General features: G+C 35.0%; 15 protein-coding genes. 4 read left to right on the plus strand and 11 right to left on the minus strand.

All coding sequences use genetic code 11. The annotated features are described in order from the left end of the window. Positions 1-25: 25 nt before the first annotated feature. The 9 genes from AC3WVZ_RS24865 to AC3WVZ_RS24905 all read right to left on the minus strand — a co-directional run bounded on the left by AC3WVZ_RS24865 (position 26) and on the right by AC3WVZ_RS24905 (position 7,748). Positions 26-595, minus strand: a complete 570-nt coding sequence (locus AC3WVZ_RS24865; RefSeq protein WP_233935548.1) for a hypothetical protein — start codon at positions 593-595, stop codon at positions 26-28. Between the two features lie 117 nt (positions 596-712). Beyond that, a complete protein-coding gene (locus AC3WVZ_RS24870) occupies positions 713-1,195 on the minus strand; it encodes a DUF2712 domain-containing protein (protein ID WP_000023374.1) in 483 nt (160 codons plus the stop codon). Between the two features lie 271 nt (positions 1,196-1,466). Continuing rightward, entirely contained in the window at positions 1,467-2,009 is a 543-nt protein-coding gene (hpf, locus tag AC3WVZ_RS24875) for a ribosome hibernation-promoting factor, HPF/YfiA family (RefSeq protein ID WP_000671185.1), read from the minus strand. A gap of 322 nt (positions 2,010-2,331) precedes the next feature. Further along, positions 2,332-2,529 carry a cold shock protein CspC gene (gene cspC, locus AC3WVZ_RS24880; RefSeq protein WP_001990088.1) on the minus strand — a complete coding sequence of 66 codons (198 nt, stop codon included), beginning with the start codon at positions 2,527-2,529 and terminating at the stop codon, positions 2,332-2,334. A gap of 126 nt (positions 2,530-2,655) precedes the next feature. After that, complete coding sequence (locus AC3WVZ_RS24885) at positions 2,656-3,360, minus strand: ComFC family protein (RefSeq protein WP_033693505.1); 705 nt, start codon at positions 3,358-3,360, stop codon at positions 2,656-2,658. Next, entirely contained in the window at positions 3,360-4,709 is a 1,350-nt protein-coding gene (gene comFA, locus AC3WVZ_RS24890; RefSeq protein ID WP_000225359.1) for an ATP-dependent helicase ComFA, read from the minus strand. Before comFA ends, AC3WVZ_RS24885 begins: the two co-directional genes overlap by 1 nt. A 126-nt stretch (positions 4,710-4,835) precedes the next feature. Further along, entirely contained in the window at positions 4,836-6,281 is a 1,446-nt protein-coding gene (locus tag AC3WVZ_RS24895) for a C40 family peptidase (RefSeq protein WP_233935550.1), read from the minus strand. Between the two features lie 148 nt (positions 6,282-6,429). Then, complete coding sequence (locus tag AC3WVZ_RS24900; RefSeq protein ID WP_000400857.1) at positions 6,430-6,744, minus strand: winged helix-turn-helix transcriptional regulator; 315 nt, start codon at positions 6,742-6,744, stop codon at positions 6,430-6,432. A gap of 161 nt (positions 6,745-6,905) precedes the next feature. Next, positions 6,906-7,748 carry a DegV family protein gene (locus AC3WVZ_RS24905; protein ID WP_000684725.1) on the minus strand — a complete coding sequence of 281 codons (843 nt, stop codon included), beginning with the start codon at positions 7,746-7,748 and terminating at the stop codon, positions 6,906-6,908. 236 nt (positions 7,749-7,984) lie between these two features. On the opposite strand from AC3WVZ_RS24905, the gene AC3WVZ_RS24910 reads away from it, so the two are divergent. Both AC3WVZ_RS24910 and AC3WVZ_RS24915 read left to right on the plus strand, forming a co-directional pair. After that, the gene (locus AC3WVZ_RS24910) at positions 7,985-8,620 is read left to right on the plus strand and encodes a YigZ family protein (RefSeq protein WP_000926669.1); all 636 of its coding nucleotides are present in this window, start codon (positions 7,985-7,987) and stop codon (positions 8,618-8,620) included. An 82-nt stretch (positions 8,621-8,702) separates the two neighbouring features. Further along, positions 8,703-9,827 (plus strand): LCP family protein, encoded by a 1,125-nt coding sequence (locus AC3WVZ_RS24915; RefSeq protein ID WP_000392783.1) that lies wholly within the window; start codon positions 8,703-8,705, stop codon positions 9,825-9,827. Between the two features lie 37 nt (positions 9,828-9,864). Here AC3WVZ_RS24915 and wecB read toward each other — a convergent pair whose 3' ends face one another. Beyond that, positions 9,865-10,980 carry a non-hydrolyzing UDP-N-acetylglucosamine 2-epimerase gene (gene wecB / locus AC3WVZ_RS24920; protein ID WP_000140145.1) on the minus strand — a complete coding sequence of 372 codons (1,116 nt, stop codon included), beginning with the start codon at positions 10,978-10,980 and terminating at the stop codon, positions 9,865-9,867. Positions 10,981-11,054: 74 nt separating this feature from the next. Next, positions 11,055-12,380: a UDP-glucose dehydrogenase family protein gene (locus tag AC3WVZ_RS24925; RefSeq protein WP_233935552.1), complete on the minus strand. Its 1,326-nt coding sequence runs from the start codon at positions 12,378-12,380 to the stop codon at positions 11,055-11,057. Between the two features lie 532 nt (positions 12,381-12,912). Between AC3WVZ_RS24925 and tagO the strand changes: the two genes are divergently transcribed. After that, the gene (tagO, locus tag AC3WVZ_RS24930; RefSeq protein ID WP_000378319.1) at positions 12,913-13,986 is read left to right on the plus strand and encodes a UDP-N-acetylglucosamine--undecaprenyl-phosphate N-acetylglucosaminephosphotransferase TagO; all 1,074 of its coding nucleotides are present in this window, start codon (positions 12,913-12,915) and stop codon (positions 13,984-13,986) included. A 199-nt stretch (positions 13,987-14,185) separates the two neighbouring features. Continuing rightward, positions 14,186-14,923: a polysaccharide deacetylase family protein gene (locus AC3WVZ_RS24935; RefSeq protein ID WP_000597149.1), complete on the plus strand. Its 738-nt coding sequence runs from the start codon at positions 14,186-14,188 to the stop codon at positions 14,921-14,923. Positions 14,924-14,982: the final 59 nt, after the last annotated feature.

A 14,982-nucleotide genomic window follows, 5' to 3' on the forward strand; every position in this document is an offset into this window, starting at 1 on the left:
ATAGCTCCTCCATAAACCATTAAATTTAAATCTTTTTTAATATGAACAATTGATCCGCAACACCATAACATTTATTTTCTTTATTTAACCAAATGTAACGAAAAGAAACATTTGCTCTCTCTCCTTCAAATTTAGGAAACTCAACTTCATACTGATAAACATCATTTGTACCTTTTCTTTTTACACCCTTAACTTCTTGTTTCCACTGAATTATTTTTCCATCAATTTGTTCAATCCGTCCCAAAAGATACGTTGGTTTTTTCTTATTCGTCACACCCGTTAAAAAAACATAATAATTTTCTGGTATCACTCCTGACTTTAATTTTTTATTTGAAAGCTTATCCTCTATTAAGCTATCATTTCTTTCTATTTGACCTTGAAAGAAATCATGACCATTTTCACTTTTTAAAAACACTTGTTCAACAATAGTATTTTTCTTAATTTCTTGTAACTGAATACTTTTCAAATTATCTTTTTCCGTTAAAGTATCTTCAATATTTACAATCGGTTCATCTACTTTCTTTTGACAAGAAACTAAGAAACTAATACTCAATATAAAAAAACAAACTAAAATATATCTTGAGATAAACCTCATTACAACTCCTCCTATTTTAAAAATGAAATAGCAGGAAAAGCCGTATAATCAAGACTCTGAACTATACGACTTTTTCTAGTACTACACAATAAATAATTTCAATTTATAATTTCTAAATCAATATTCAGTGTAAGGTCCACTTGGTCTTACACTATCAGGACTCCAAGCAGTAGGATAAGCATTATTTTCTCTAGAATAACCACCAAATCTCACAGGTACATTTTTTCCATAGTTTTCATATGCGTAATTTTGGAAAAGATACGTTTTACCTGGTTTCACCGTTCCTTCATGCTTACCCGACTCACCTGAAACATTTACCCAATCTCTATTACCTTTACCTTTATTTTTATCAGCTTCTGTCCAAACGTTAAAAGAACCACCGCCCTTCTCACTACTCTTTACACGCATATACATAGAAGTAGGTGTCTCTTTAGGACGTGCATTAGTAAAATCATATGCATTCCAAAGTCTAAAGGTAAATTCTACATGATCATCCTTTGTATCAGCCTTAGCAGGTTCGGTTAAAGCAAAAGTACTAGCTAAAATACCTAACGATAAAACAGATCCAAACATAAAACGACTTTTTTTCTTAATGCTCACTAAAAGCACCTCCGATAATTTGTAGCATTATATTGATTTTATTTTTTTACTAAAGAAACAAATTAAATCTATATAATGCAATTTTAAGATAACAAAAGCAAAATACACTATCAATTGATTCCAGAAAACTTAATATTTTATTTACAATTATAAAATATTGCTAAATTAAACAAAATTAGTATACTCCTAACAAGTTCATACTTATGGAGATAATCACATTCAAAATCTCAATACAAAAAAGCGCAGCCATTTCGGCTACGCTTTCGAATTATTATTTAGTTTCGATTAAACCGTATTTCCCATCTTTACGGCCATATACAACATTAGTTTCGTTTGTATCAGCATTTGTGAAGACGAAGAAATTATGTCCTAGCATATCCATTTGTAGGATTGCCTCTTCAACGTCCATCGGTTTTAAATCGAATCGTTTTGTACGTACAAGTTCTAATTCATCTTCTTCTACCTCATCCAAAACAGCTACTGCTTCCGGAAGGATAAAGTTCGTTTTTATAGAACCTTTCTCACGTAACTTACGATTTACTTTTGTTTTATGTTTACGAATTTGTCGCTCAATTTTATCAACTACTAAATCGATAGCAGCGTACATATCGCTATTAGTTTCTTCTGCACGAAGTAATAAATCAGTAAATGGAATTGTTACCTCGACACGTTGCTTGTCAGAGTATACTTTTAAATTAACTTTAATCTCTGGGAATGTATCAAAATAACGCTCTAACTTACTTAGTTTTTTCTCTACATATTCCTTTAATGCTGGAGTTACTTCAATATTTTCACCACGAATGTTGAATTTCATAGATGAATTCCTCCTTTCAAGCCTATGTACTATAATTTCGACATTGGCTTAAAAACTCCTTCTAACTTTTTTAAAAAAATTAGTGGAATTGCGATTTTTTTATCGTTTTTTGTTGAAATGAAAAGATGCATCGTTTCTATCTTTATTTTATCCTATTAACATCGTGAATAACGAATATTTCTGTGGACAATTCGTTACAGAAAAGAAACAACTTTTTGACAACTTACCCTATAACAAAAACCCCTTGCGAAAAACAAGAGGTTCTACTACATATATATAACGTTGCCACAAACGCAGCTTTCTCTTCCCAAAACAATATACCCTACAGTTTCACAACATTAGCTGCTTGTGGTCCACGTGCTCCATCTACAATGTCAAACTCTACTTGTTGCCCTTCTTCCAATGACTTATACCCATCTTGTTGAATAGCAGAAAAATGGACAAATACATCGTCACCATCTTCACGCTCAATAAACCCAAATCCCTTTTCTGCATTGAACCATTTCACTCTTCCTTGCATGTTCATTCCATTCCCTTCACTCTAAAAATCAGGGCATTCGCCCCATATTTTGACTATAACGAATGACAACATATGAAGTCAAAGAAGACTTATCGCCTTTTTATTATCGCTTTCGACACTGTCATATTAACTTCTACAAAGTGTCAAACTAGATACTTCCCTTGCCCCTCTTTCATATAACAAACTTCCGATTTGCCTAACTGTAATCCCTGTCGTATACACGTCATCAACGAGTAAAATATGTTGCCCAGAAAACATCTCCTCTCCCTGAAAATAAAAAGGATTGCTTCCTGACACCCTTTCTTTACGTGTCTTCTTACTTTGCTTTTCTGTTTCCCTTCTTCTTAATGATGGATAAGAAATTTTGACAGGCAAACAAGTTGCTAATAACTCAGCTTGATTAAAACCACGTTCAATTTCCCTTTCCTTACTAAGCGGAACAGCGATAACAGTTGAAACATTGGCAAAACACTTTTGAAATAAACTTCGAAAAGGACGATAAAAAATGTGCACTAACTCTGCATCCCCCCGAAACTTAAACTGCGCTACTATTTCTTTCATCTCATCATCATACATATATAACGAACGGTTTTTAAAAGAACGATACTTCTCCTCTTTCATCCACCTTATACAATCTATACAAATACCGTCTTCTTGAAATGAGACAGGAACAAATTCTAAAGGTCGCCCGCACTCCATGCAAATTTCTCCTATAATATAGGAAAGTTTCTGCTCACATCTATCACATATATATTTTCTATGACACTTTACAAAAAAAGTGTACCAACTAACCTTTTCTACAAAACACTCATCACAAAGTAAACAATGCATTAATCGATCAATCCTTGTTCTTTCGCATTTTTATTCATACCTTGAATATGTTTTTTCGCGCGCACCATCGCCTCTGTCTTGCCATAGTGAAAATAAATGACCTCTCCATATGGTGCTTCAAAGCTCCGCCCTGCTCGGCCCGCAATTTGTACGAGCGCACTTTCTGAAAATATTTCTTCTTCCGCCCCTAAAACTGCAACTTGCAAATTTTTCACCGTTACGCCTCGCTCTAAAATTGTCGTTGTAACTAATAATGGGATTTCTCCCTTTCTGAACGCTGCGACTTTCTCTTTTCTCATCGGATCTTCTGCATGTACCCCTTCAACTTTATTATGCAATGATTTCAATAACGAGCTTATTTCTTCTATATATCGTACATGGGGAACGAATAAAAAAACAGGATACTTTTTGTTTAAGTACATCTTTAACCATTGTAGTAAAACTCGAGGAATTCTTTCACGGTTGAGGCTTTTCTTCCAATTTCCGCACCAGCAAAATAGAGGAACTGGCAACGGATGACGGTGATATCGTCCAGAAACAATAACACCTTTTTGTTCACCTTTTCTAAATTTTCGCTTCCACGTTTCATCTGGAGTCGCAGTTAAATAAATACGCGCCGCTTTTTCTTTCATCGCTTGTTTTACCGCGTACTGTAACATTTGATCTGCACAATATGGAAAAGCATCTATCTCATCTACAACTATGACATGAAACGCCCTATAATAACGTAATAATTGATGCGTGGTCGCAACGACTAGTACTGCATCTTTTTCTTTATCTACACTCCCTCCATATAAAGCCGCTACCTTTATATATGGAAATACTTCTTGTAATCTCGGTGCTAATTCCAAAACAACATCCGTTCTTGGCGTTGCGATACAAACTCTTTCTCCTTTTTGAAGCGCTTCGTTAATACCGTAAAACAACATCTCTGTTTTCCCAGCCCCGCATACAGCCCAAATAAAAAATGATTCTTTTTGCTTAATAGCCTCTATAACTCCTTGCGCCGCCAAATTCTGGCCAGTAGACAACGTCCCGTTCCACTGTAACAAATTTGAATTCTTTTCTCTCTTTCTTTCAGCAATCCCGCGAACAAGTACAGCACATTCACTTACTCTCCCCATCGTTATACACTTCCGGCAATATGTGCACACTTTACTGCACCTTTTACATAAAAACGACGCAAATAGCCGCCGATCTACATTTCCACAGCGTTGGCACATATATTTAGAATTCTTCTTTTTTACACCTTGTACACATACGATCTCTCCCTTCTTTTTCAAATCGTTTAATTTCCTCTGTAAATCTGAAGAAAGTTCTTCTAATAGCAACTGTTTCCCCGCTACCATCAACAATCACCTCCAGCACTACTATAAACCTTTCTCATCATCTCGTAAAAACTCAAAAAAGCCGATAACCTACTTATAAAATAGTAAGCTATCGACTTTATACACTTTTTTTATTGAATTATAATTCTATAATCTTCCGTAACCTAAGAAATGTTTTTGGTTGTAAGAGCTATTTACGCTACCATAAGCAACGCCTGTTGACTCATCAGCAGCATGAATCATTTGACCGCCACCAATGTAAATTCCAACGTGAGATACGCCCGCTCTATATGTGCCTTGTAAGAAGATAAGGTCTCCTGGTTTTGCTTCAGATGGGCTGATTTTTTGTACAGAACTCCATAGACTTCTAGTATCTTGACGACCTAAACCGTAAACGTAAGAGATTAAACCACTGCAGTCAAAACCACCGTTTGAAATTGACGCACTACCCCATACGTATTTTAGACCTACTAAGCCTTTAGCTTTTTCAACAACATCTTGTCTTCCGCCACCATCATTTGTTACTACTGGTGCTGGTTTTTTCGCTTCTTCTTTTTTAGGTTCTTCTTTTTTAGACTCTTCTTTTGGAGCTTGTACAGCATTATTTGCTGGAGCTACTGGTTGAGCTTGCGTTTGTGCTGGTTGAGCCGCCGCTGGTTGCTGTGCTGGCTGAGCTTGCGCGTCTTTAGCAGCTTGCTCTGCTTGCTTTTGAGCAGCAGCTTCTTGTGCAGCTTTTTCTTGCGCTTCTTTTTCAGCAATTTGTTGTAATTTTAATGCCTGTTGCTCAAGCTCTTTTAATTGGCTTTCCGTACTTGTCATTGTAGTTACAACTGTTTCCATTTTACCGCTTAAATCATTTACTGCAGTTTCTTTTTTCGCTTTTTCAGCGTCAAGATCTTTCTTAGCAGTTTCAATTTGAGCTTGTGCTTCTTTTAATTCTTTTTGTTTCTCTTTTACCGTTGCAACATCTTTTTTCACACTAGCTTGATCTTCTTGTTGTGTTTTCATGATATCTTCATCAGACTCAAGAATTTTAGAAACAGAAGTTAAACGATCAACTAAATCTGCAATGTTTTTAGAGTTTACAAGAACTTCTGTTACAACGTTCGTATTTGGTTGTTCTTGAAGTGCAACTAAACGCTTTCTTAATAGTTCTTCACGTTTTGCAATCTTTGTTTGTAATTCTGCAATATCTTTATTTTTCTTTTCAATTAATTGCTCAGTATCAGCAACTTTTTTCGTTGTTTCATCAAGCTTTGCAGCATTCTCTTGAACAGATTTATCTAAACCTTGAATTGTTTTGTTTAAGTCATTCATTTGCTTTTGTAATTCATCACGTTCTTGTTGTTGTTTATGTAAAGTGTCATTTTGTGTATTAATTTGTGATTTCACGTCAGAAATTTTATCTTCTGCAAATACATTTGGTGTTAGCCCAGAAAACATTAACCCTGCAACTAATGCGCAAGATGCCATTTTTAGCTTTTTCATTTTATTTTTTACACCGCTTTCTTTTTTCTTTTTCCGTATATAACCTATAAAATTTATACCATAATTCGGGATTTTTTTTGCTAATGTTACGTTTTTGTAAAACAAATGTAATATTATATGTAGCTCTAGCGCAAAATGCGTATATTTTTGTATGTATGTGTAGAAATTTACATACTTTTCTTACTTCTATAAACAAAGAAAAAACGTAAGGAATCCCTTACGTTTTATTAAATATACGAATACAAATGAAATGCTACTTCATCCATTTCTCAGCCCAATTTTGGACCTCATCCATAACACTTTCTAACGCTTTCCCCTTGTCAGTTAAGCCATACTCGATTCGAACTGGTACTTCTGGATAGACATTACGAACTACAATGCCCTCGCTTTCCAATTCCTTCAAACGCTCTGACAACATACGATCGCTCATATTTGGGATAATATCTGCGATTTCTCTAAAACGTTTCGACTCTTCAAGCAAAGATTTAATAATTAAGCCAGTCCACTTCTTACTAAGCAGAGTAAAAGCTGACTCAAACTTTGGACATAAACAAGAATTATGCTCCATATGTTTCACCTCTCTTCTATTATAATATAGTTTCTTGTAAAAAGTAAGTTATAAAACTTTCCTCATTATTTTATTTTACCATTTCCAAATATTAACTTGTCAACTAAACGTAACATACCCGTAAAAAAAACCTCTTAAAAAGAGAGCTTTTTATATCTTTATTACTTCGTATACCATCCAAGACCTAATGCACCTTCACCTAAGTGCGTACCAATTACAGCTCCAAAATAACCTGTACGAATTGTGACGTGAGGATATTTTGCTTCTAATTCTTTCTTCCATTCATTCGCTTCTTCTTCACGTTGTGCATGAATGATAACTGCTTCCATAGGTACACCTTTACTTGCTTGCTCATCAAAAATTTCAATGATACGTTTTAATGCTTTTTTACGTGTACGAATCTTTTCAAACGGAATAATGATTTTATCTCTAAAATATAAAACTGGCTTCACTTGTAACAGACTGCCGATGAAAGCTTGCGCGCTATTCAATCGACCACCACGTTGTAAATGATGTAAATCATCAACTACAAAATAGGCGTCCATCGTTTTCTTCATTTCATCAAAACGAGCGATAATCTCTTTTGGGTTCTTTCCTTCACTTGCTAACTTTGCACCTTCACGCACATAAAATCCTTGTACTTCACAACTAATTTCAGAGTCATACGTGTATACATCAATACCCTCTACCATCTGTCCAGCTGTCGTTGATGTTTGATATGTACCACTAATTCCACTTGATAGGTGAATACTAATAACTGCATCATAATCTTTAGCTAGTTCTTCATATAGCTCAACAAACTTTCCGATTGCTGGTTGAGAAGTTTTTGGAAGTTCCTCTTGTTCACGTACTTTCACATAAAAATCATCTGCTGAAATTTCAGCTTCTTCTTGATAAGATTCTGTTCCAAACACAACGTTTAATGGAATCATATATATATTGAGTTCATCACGAATTTGCTTCGGTATATATGCCGTACTATCAGTAACAATAGCTATTTTCATTTTCGTACCTGCCTTATAAAAAGTTTTATTTCCTAATTTTACACGAAAACTACAAATGGTGCATCCATACATGAAAATGCCGGTTGAAATTATACCTACCATCTCGACAAATTACAACAAAAAGATAAAATACTCACCAAAAACTTCAGCATATTTAGAAAAAATGTTTGAATATAAAAAGGCTCGCTTTTAAAATGGAAAGTACTAGTCATTTTGATAGATAGGGGCGTACACAAGTGCTATTACAATATTTAACAATCAAAGACTACGGCGAACACGAAATCGTCATTCAAAAATCAAGATTTATTTGTTATATTAGCCGAGCAACGACTGAGGAAGAGGCTCAAGAATTTATACAAAAAATAAAAAAACAACATTGGAATGCAACACATAATTGTTCCGCTTATTTAATTGGCGAACAAGATCATATTCAAAAAGCAAATGATGACGGCGAGCCTAGCGGTACAGCTGGCGTACCAATGCTGGAAGTACTAAAAAAACGTGGACTAAAAGATACCGTTGTTGTCGTAACACGCTATTTTGGTGGCATTAAACTTGGTGCAGGTGGATTAATTCGTGCATATGGAAAGTGTACAAGCGAAGGCATTAATCATGTCGGTGTTGTCCAGCGAAAACTAATGCGTGTGATGCAAACCGAGATTGATTACACATTACTTGGCAAAGTGGAAAATGAATTACGCAATTCAAAATATGCCATTAAAGATATTCATTATCTAGAAAATGTCACATTTGATACGTATGTAGAAGAAGACGGCAAACAAGCATTTACAGATTGGATGATTGAATTAACAAACGGGAAATGTACAATTACAGAAGGAGATATGTTGTACTTAGAACAAGATGTTATCTAAGCATAACCCATTTATCACCTTCAAAGATTAATGTAGTGAATTACTTCCCTACAAATGAATTAACGAACTAAGGAGATTATATATGGAAGAACGTTATTATCATCTCCAAAATAGCAGAATAAAAAAGAAGCGAAGAAGGAAACTTTTCTTCTTCCTTATTTTCGCATTTTTATTTGGCAGTATAGGAGTTTATGTGTTAAATTCTTACTCTTCTCTTATGGGGATATATAGTGGTTTTACTCGTGAAAAATCAGATTTAAGAGACAAAGATGTAGAAATTACAAAAGAACCTTTTACAATTCTCATTATGGGTATAGAAGATTATGCGACAGATGGTCAAAATGGTCGTACAGACTCATTAATGTTTGCAACAGTCAATCCAAAAACGCAAAAGATTTCACTTATGAGTATTCCTCGTGATTCTCGAGTTAAAATTGTTGGCAAAAATAAGGAAGACAAAATTAACGCTGCCCATGCTTACGGCGGAGAAGAAATGGCAATCAAAACTGTCGAAGGCTTTCTAAAAGTTCCTGTAGACCATTATCTGAAAATTGATTTCCAAGGCTTTAAAGGTATCGTTGATGCTGTTGGCGGCGTTACCGTTGACGTACCCTTCGATTTCTGGGAGCGCTCTGACGTGGATTACTACAAAAAAATTCAATTTAAGCAAGGACAGCAAAATTTAAACGGTGAAGAAGCACTTGCTTACGTCCGTATGCGAAAGCAAGATCCAAATGGCGATTATGGTCGAGCTGCTAGACAAAGACAATTACTGGCCGCTGTTGCTCATAAACTAAACTCCACCTCTACTGTATTTAAAATTAAAGATTTAACAGCTGTCGTTGGAAAATATATAAAAACCGACATTCCTATTTCAGACGGACTTGCTCTTTACAATAAACTTTCTGGATTTGATCCTTCTACAATGCAAACGTTAAAGCTTGAAGGCGAAGACAAAAAGATAGGCGGTATTTATTACTTCCTTCCAGATCCAATCAGTGTAGAAACGGTGCGTAACGAAATTGAAAAAGAATTAGGAGAAAAAGCAAAAAATCCAAATATAAAAAACAACTCAAATCCTGATTCAAATTCAAGTTCTACCTCTAACGAACAAACAAAAAAAGAGACAAACCAAAATAACACACCAACTGATCCGCCACCTTCTACAAATGCTCATGCAGAGTGGATTATGCGCAATCAGCCGTAAAAAAAGGCCCAATCTATCCGATTGGGCCTTTTTTTATTTACTTATTAAAGTGTTGTAAAATCGCTTCTACAATACGCTCTGATGCACGACCATCACCGTAAGGGTTAGATGCTTTCGCCATCTTATCATGAGCTTCTTTATCTGATAACAACTCATCAGCAAGACCAAAGATTGTCTCTTCGTCTGTTCCTGCTAATTTCAGCGTACCTGCTTCAATACCTTCAGGGCGCTCTGTTGTATCACGAAGAACAAGAACTGGTACCCCAAGTGATGGAGCTTCTTCTTGTACACCACCAGAATCCGTTAACATTAAGTATGAACGAGCTGCAACATTGTGGAAATCAATTACATCTAGCGGCTCAATTAAATGAATACGGTTATGTTCACCTAAAATTTCATTTGCTATTTCACGAACAACAGGGTTCATATGAACAGGGTACACAACTTGTACATCTTCATGCTTATCAACAAGACGCTTAATTGCACGGAACATATTACGCATCGGTTCACCTAAGTTTTCACGGCGGTGAGCTGTCATAAGTACAAGACGATCATTTCCAAGTTTCTCTAGTACAGGATGACTATATGTTTCTTTTACAGTCGTTTGTAGCGCGTCAATCGCTGTATTTCCTGTAATGAAAATACGTGACTCATCTTTATTTTCCTTCTGTAAGTTCGTTGCTGATTTTGCTGTTGGTGAGAAATGAAGATCCGCCATTACACCTGTTAATTGACGATTCATCTCTTCTGGGTATGGAGAATACTTATCCCACGTACGAAGGCCCGCCTCAACATGACCTACTGGAATTTGATTATAAAAAGCAGCTAAGCTTGCAATAAATGTTGTTGTTGTATCACCATGTACAAGTACAATATCCGGCTTCGCTTCTTTCATTACTTTATCCAAACCTTCTAAACCACGCGTTGTAACATCAATTAAAGTTTGGCGGTCTTTCATGATATTTAAATCGAAATCTGGCGTAATTCCAAAGATACTTAATACTTGATCTAACATTTGGCGATGCTGTGCTGTTACAGTCACAATCGATTCAATTTTTTCTGGGTGTTTTTGCAACTCTAATACAAGAGGTGCCATTTTAATTGCTTCTGGACGTGTCCCGAAAATTGTCATTACTTTTAAACGTTCAGTCATGTGATTGCCTCTTTTCTTTCACTAATTACAGCTTCTATTATGACATATAAAAATATGCATGAGTACATCCCTTTTTAACGCATAATAGAAACATGTCTATTACAAATACTTTTTCTTCCCACCGAGTAATAATCTATCTTTTGTTTCTTAACATCTTCATCAGTATAACAATTTCTCCCATCAAATAAAATAGGCTCCCTCATAAGTTGTACGTACTTTTCTAACGGATAAGTTTGAATATCTTCCCATTCTGTTACGATAAAAACCGCACTCGCATCTCTAATCGATTCATCTATACATCTACTATATTGTATAGCATCTCCAAATATATTTTTTACATATTGAATTGCTTTTGGGTCGTAAAGAACAATTTCTGCACCTATATTAAGTAATGCTTCTATTATAATAAGAGATGATGCCTCTCTAATATCATCCGTATTCGGTTTAAAGGATGCGCCAAGAACTGCAATCCGCTTTTTACTCATGTTCATAACTTTTTTCGCTTTTTCAATCAATAGCAGCTGTTGCTTATTATTTACTTCAATAACCGCTTTTAACAAACGAAAATCATGAGCAACATTTCCCGCAATTTGCACCAGCGCTTTCGTATCTTTCGGAAAACACGACCCTCCGTAGCCAATGCCCGCATTTAAAAAAGATGCACCAATTCTCTTATCCATTCCCATCCCTTTGGCAACATCCAATACATTCGCGCCTACCTTCTCACATATATTTGAAATTTCATTAATGAAACTAATCTTTGTAGCTAAAAAGGCATTCGACGCGTATTTAATCATCTCTGCACTTTTAATATCTGTAACATACGTTTCTAAACATAATTCACTATACAAACTCTCTACTCTTCTTGCTACTTCCTCGCTATCCGCTCCAATTACAATACGATCTCCATGAAAGAAATCATAAATACCTGAACCTTCACGCAAAAACTCTGGATTCGATACGATATGTACTGTATGCCTCCCTTTTAACTTCTCCTCAATCCATCCCTTCATTACATCATTTGTACCTACTGGAACTGTACTTTTCGTAACAACAATAATATCGTTCGTCGCGTATAATCCAATATCGTTACAAGCACTCTGAATATACGTTAAATCTGCCATCCCATCTAATAAAGGTGGTGTTCCAACTGCAATAAATATAAACTCTACATCATCAAATGCCTCTTCTTTATTTGATGTAAAAATTAAAGCATTATTCTCATATGCATAATTTATTAATTCATGTAATCTAACCTCATAAATAGGTAAATCCCCTTGTTTTATCCGTTCAATTTTTTCATCATCTATATCAAAACATGTAACTGAATGCCCTAATTTTGCCAATCCTACTCCTGTAATCAATCCAACATATCCAGTACCTACTATCGTAATTTTCATTTCCTTTTCGCACAGGAATTTACAATAGAAAAGATATGAAATATAGAACTCTCCCTGCGCTTCCCCCTCTCATATTAAAAATGAGAAAACCCTTTTCCTTCTTCATTATATGAATTACTTCCCTTACTTTTTTTAAAGTTTTTGTAAAATTAAATGCACTATAAAGTAAAACTTAATCAGTGAGAATCAGGCTGCCAGGTCACGTGTAACAAATTCCCACATTTTAACACGAAACTTACTGATTTCTACGTGCAACACTTATAATACTGAAATAAAAGTATTCACTATCGAAGAAAAAGAGGAAATGTCACATTCCGAAGTCCAGTACGATTAACCTTCTCATATGATTCAACATTCTATATACAATTGTCATATATTCTATTCGCTTCCATTAACCGTAAAAAGAAAAAAAGATTGAATTCTAATCTTTTTGTGATACCATATGTTATGAGCCTGTAAATAAACATCATAATTTTCAGATAAATATATTTTCAAAAAAAAATTACGTTAGACTATAAAGGGTGGGGTATTAATGGACTCACAAGTGATTTATGCCATTTTGGCATCTTTCATCACTGTACTCGTCGTTACTCCTTTAGTTATTAAATTAGCTTTTAAAATAGGAGCGACAGATAAGCCAAACGCACGTAAAGTGCACCAAAAGATTATGCCACGTCTTGGCGGGTTAGCGATATTTATTGGTGTAGCTGTAGGATTTGTTGTCGGCGGCTTATATGAGCAAAGAATGTTATCGATAACGCTAGGTGCGATTATCATTGTAATCATCGGAATTTTAGATGATATGTACGAGTTATCTGCGAGAGTAAAATTCGGTGGACAACTGTTAGTTGCCATTATGATTGTAAAAAGTGGATTATTAGTGCAAGTATTATATATCCCATTCCTTGGGGATACTGAACTTGGATGGCTTGCTTATCCAATTACAGTATTTTGGCTTGTAGGTATTACAAATGCAATCAACTTAATTGACGGCTTAGATGGATTATCTGCTGGGATTTCATCTATCGTACTTGCAACGCTAGCATATATGGCCTTCACTAGCCCATGGGGTACTGGAACAGCTATTATCTTGCCACTCGCATTAATTATATTAGCAAGTACAATTGGATTTTTATTCTACAACTTCCATCCAGCAAAAATTTTCATGGGAGATACAGGAGCACTATTTTTAGGATACTGTATTTCTGTTATATCGTTACTTGGATTATACAAAAGTGTAACGCTATTCAGTTTTATCGTTCCAATTATCATTTTAGGTGTACCTATATTTGATACGATCTTTGCAATCATCCGTCGTATCGTAAATAAAAAACCTATTTCAGCACCAGATAAATCGCATTTACATCACCGCTTACTTGCAATGGGGTTCTCTCATCGCAAAACGGTACTAATTATATACGCATTCGGTATTTTCTTTAGTGTAAATGCCATTATTTTCACTAGTGCAACGTTATGGCTATCCATTATTCTTCTTTTCGCTTTGATTTTCTTCACAGAAATCATCGCTGAAATAATCGGGCTTGTACATGAACGCTACAAACCAATCATTTCCTTTTATAAAAAAGTGAAAAAACGAGAAGACTAATTGTAGTATAGCCTTTTCAATTATGAAATATTCAAATAGCATCCTCTTTCTTATAAGAGGATGCTATTTTTTATTCTCATTTTATATTTCCAAAATATAGATTGTTTGAGAGTTCCTCTATTGGAGAAAGATATACATAATAAGAAAAGTATCAAGTTTTCTTTTTTACATCTTGATTGTCAAACTGAGGGTGAATGTTATGATCAAGCGAGTATTTCAATGTATTATTTTATTTTTAACGATTACTATGTACGTATCATCTAATACTGAAGCAACAACTGTTATTCCTGCTGAATATCATCCAAATACTGAAACAACTTCTCCTACACAAAAAATTGCGTACTTAACATTTGATGACGGACCAAACAAATATACTACACAAATTTTAAACATCTTAAAAGAAAAGAACGGAAAAGCAACTTTCTTTGTTATTGGTGGAAAAGTACCACATTATAAAAAGACAATGCAACGATTAATTAAAGACGGACATTATATCGGACTTCACAGTATGTCACATGATGTAAAACGCCTTTACACTGGTGACCCTTCCACTTTAATTGCAGAAATGGAGCAAACACAAAGCATTGTCCAGCAAGTTACGAAATTAAATACACATCTCGTTCGCGTTCCATATGGTAGTATGCCTTATTTAAAGAAGAATTACCGTGACGCACTTGTATCGGCCCAGTATAAAATGTGGGATTGGACGATCGATACATACGACTGGAAAAGCTATGACAATCCTTCTGCCATACTCGAAAGAGTACGTAATCAAAGTGATGAACAAGTCGAAGTCATTTTAATGCATGATTCGAGTGTAACCGTACAAATACTGCCAAAAGTAATTGATTATTTACAGTCACAAGGATACAAACTTCTTCCCTATAATCCTTCTTCTCATCTCAAGGTAAATTTTTGGAAAGACACAAGATTGTAACAGCTTTAGTGCCTATGTGCTAAAGCTGTTTTATTTTTCTCTTCCCACCCTTCCCATTT

Source organism: Bacillus sp. CPT56D-587-MTF (genome assembly GCF_058792335.1).

Excerpts from the sequence above, each read along its gene's own strand:
- AC3WVZ_RS24865 (WP_233935548.1), bottom strand. The coding sequence starts at position 595 with ATGAGGTTTATCTCAAGATATATTTTAGTTTGTTTTTTTATATTGAGT.
- hpf (WP_000671185.1), bottom strand. The coding sequence starts at position 2,009 with ATGAAATTCAACATTCGTGGTGAAAATATTGAAGTAACTCCAGCATTA.
- cspC (WP_001990088.1), bottom strand. The coding sequence starts at position 2,529 with ATGCAAGGAAGAGTGAAATGGTTCAATGCAGAAAAGGGATTTGGGTTT.
- AC3WVZ_RS24885 (WP_033693505.1), bottom strand. The coding sequence starts at position 3,360 with ATGCATTGTTTACTTTGTGATGAGTGTTTTGTAGAAAAGGTTAGTTGG.
- comFA (WP_000225359.1), bottom strand. The coding sequence starts at position 4,709 with ATGGTAGCGGGGAAACAGTTGCTATTAGAAGAACTTTCTTCAGATTTA.
- AC3WVZ_RS24900 (WP_000400857.1), bottom strand. The coding sequence starts at position 6,744 with ATGGAGCATAATTCTTGTTTATGTCCAAAGTTTGAGTCAGCTTTTACT.
- AC3WVZ_RS24905 (WP_000684725.1), bottom strand. The coding sequence starts at position 7,748 with ATGAAAATAGCTATTGTTACTGATAGTACGGCATATATACCGAAGCAA.
- AC3WVZ_RS24915 (WP_000392783.1), top strand. The coding sequence starts at position 8,703 with ATGGAAGAACGTTATTATCATCTCCAAAATAGCAGAATAAAAAAGAAG.
- wecB (WP_000140145.1), bottom strand. The coding sequence starts at position 10,980 with ATGACTGAACGTTTAAAAGTAATGACAATTTTCGGGACACGTCCAGAA.
- AC3WVZ_RS24925 (WP_233935552.1), bottom strand. The coding sequence starts at position 12,380 with ATGAAAATTACGATAGTAGGTACTGGATATGTTGGATTGATTACAGGA.
- tagO (WP_000378319.1), top strand. The coding sequence starts at position 12,913 with ATGGACTCACAAGTGATTTATGCCATTTTGGCATCTTTCATCACTGTA.
- AC3WVZ_RS24935 (WP_000597149.1), top strand. The coding sequence starts at position 14,186 with ATGATCAAGCGAGTATTTCAATGTATTATTTTATTTTTAACGATTACT.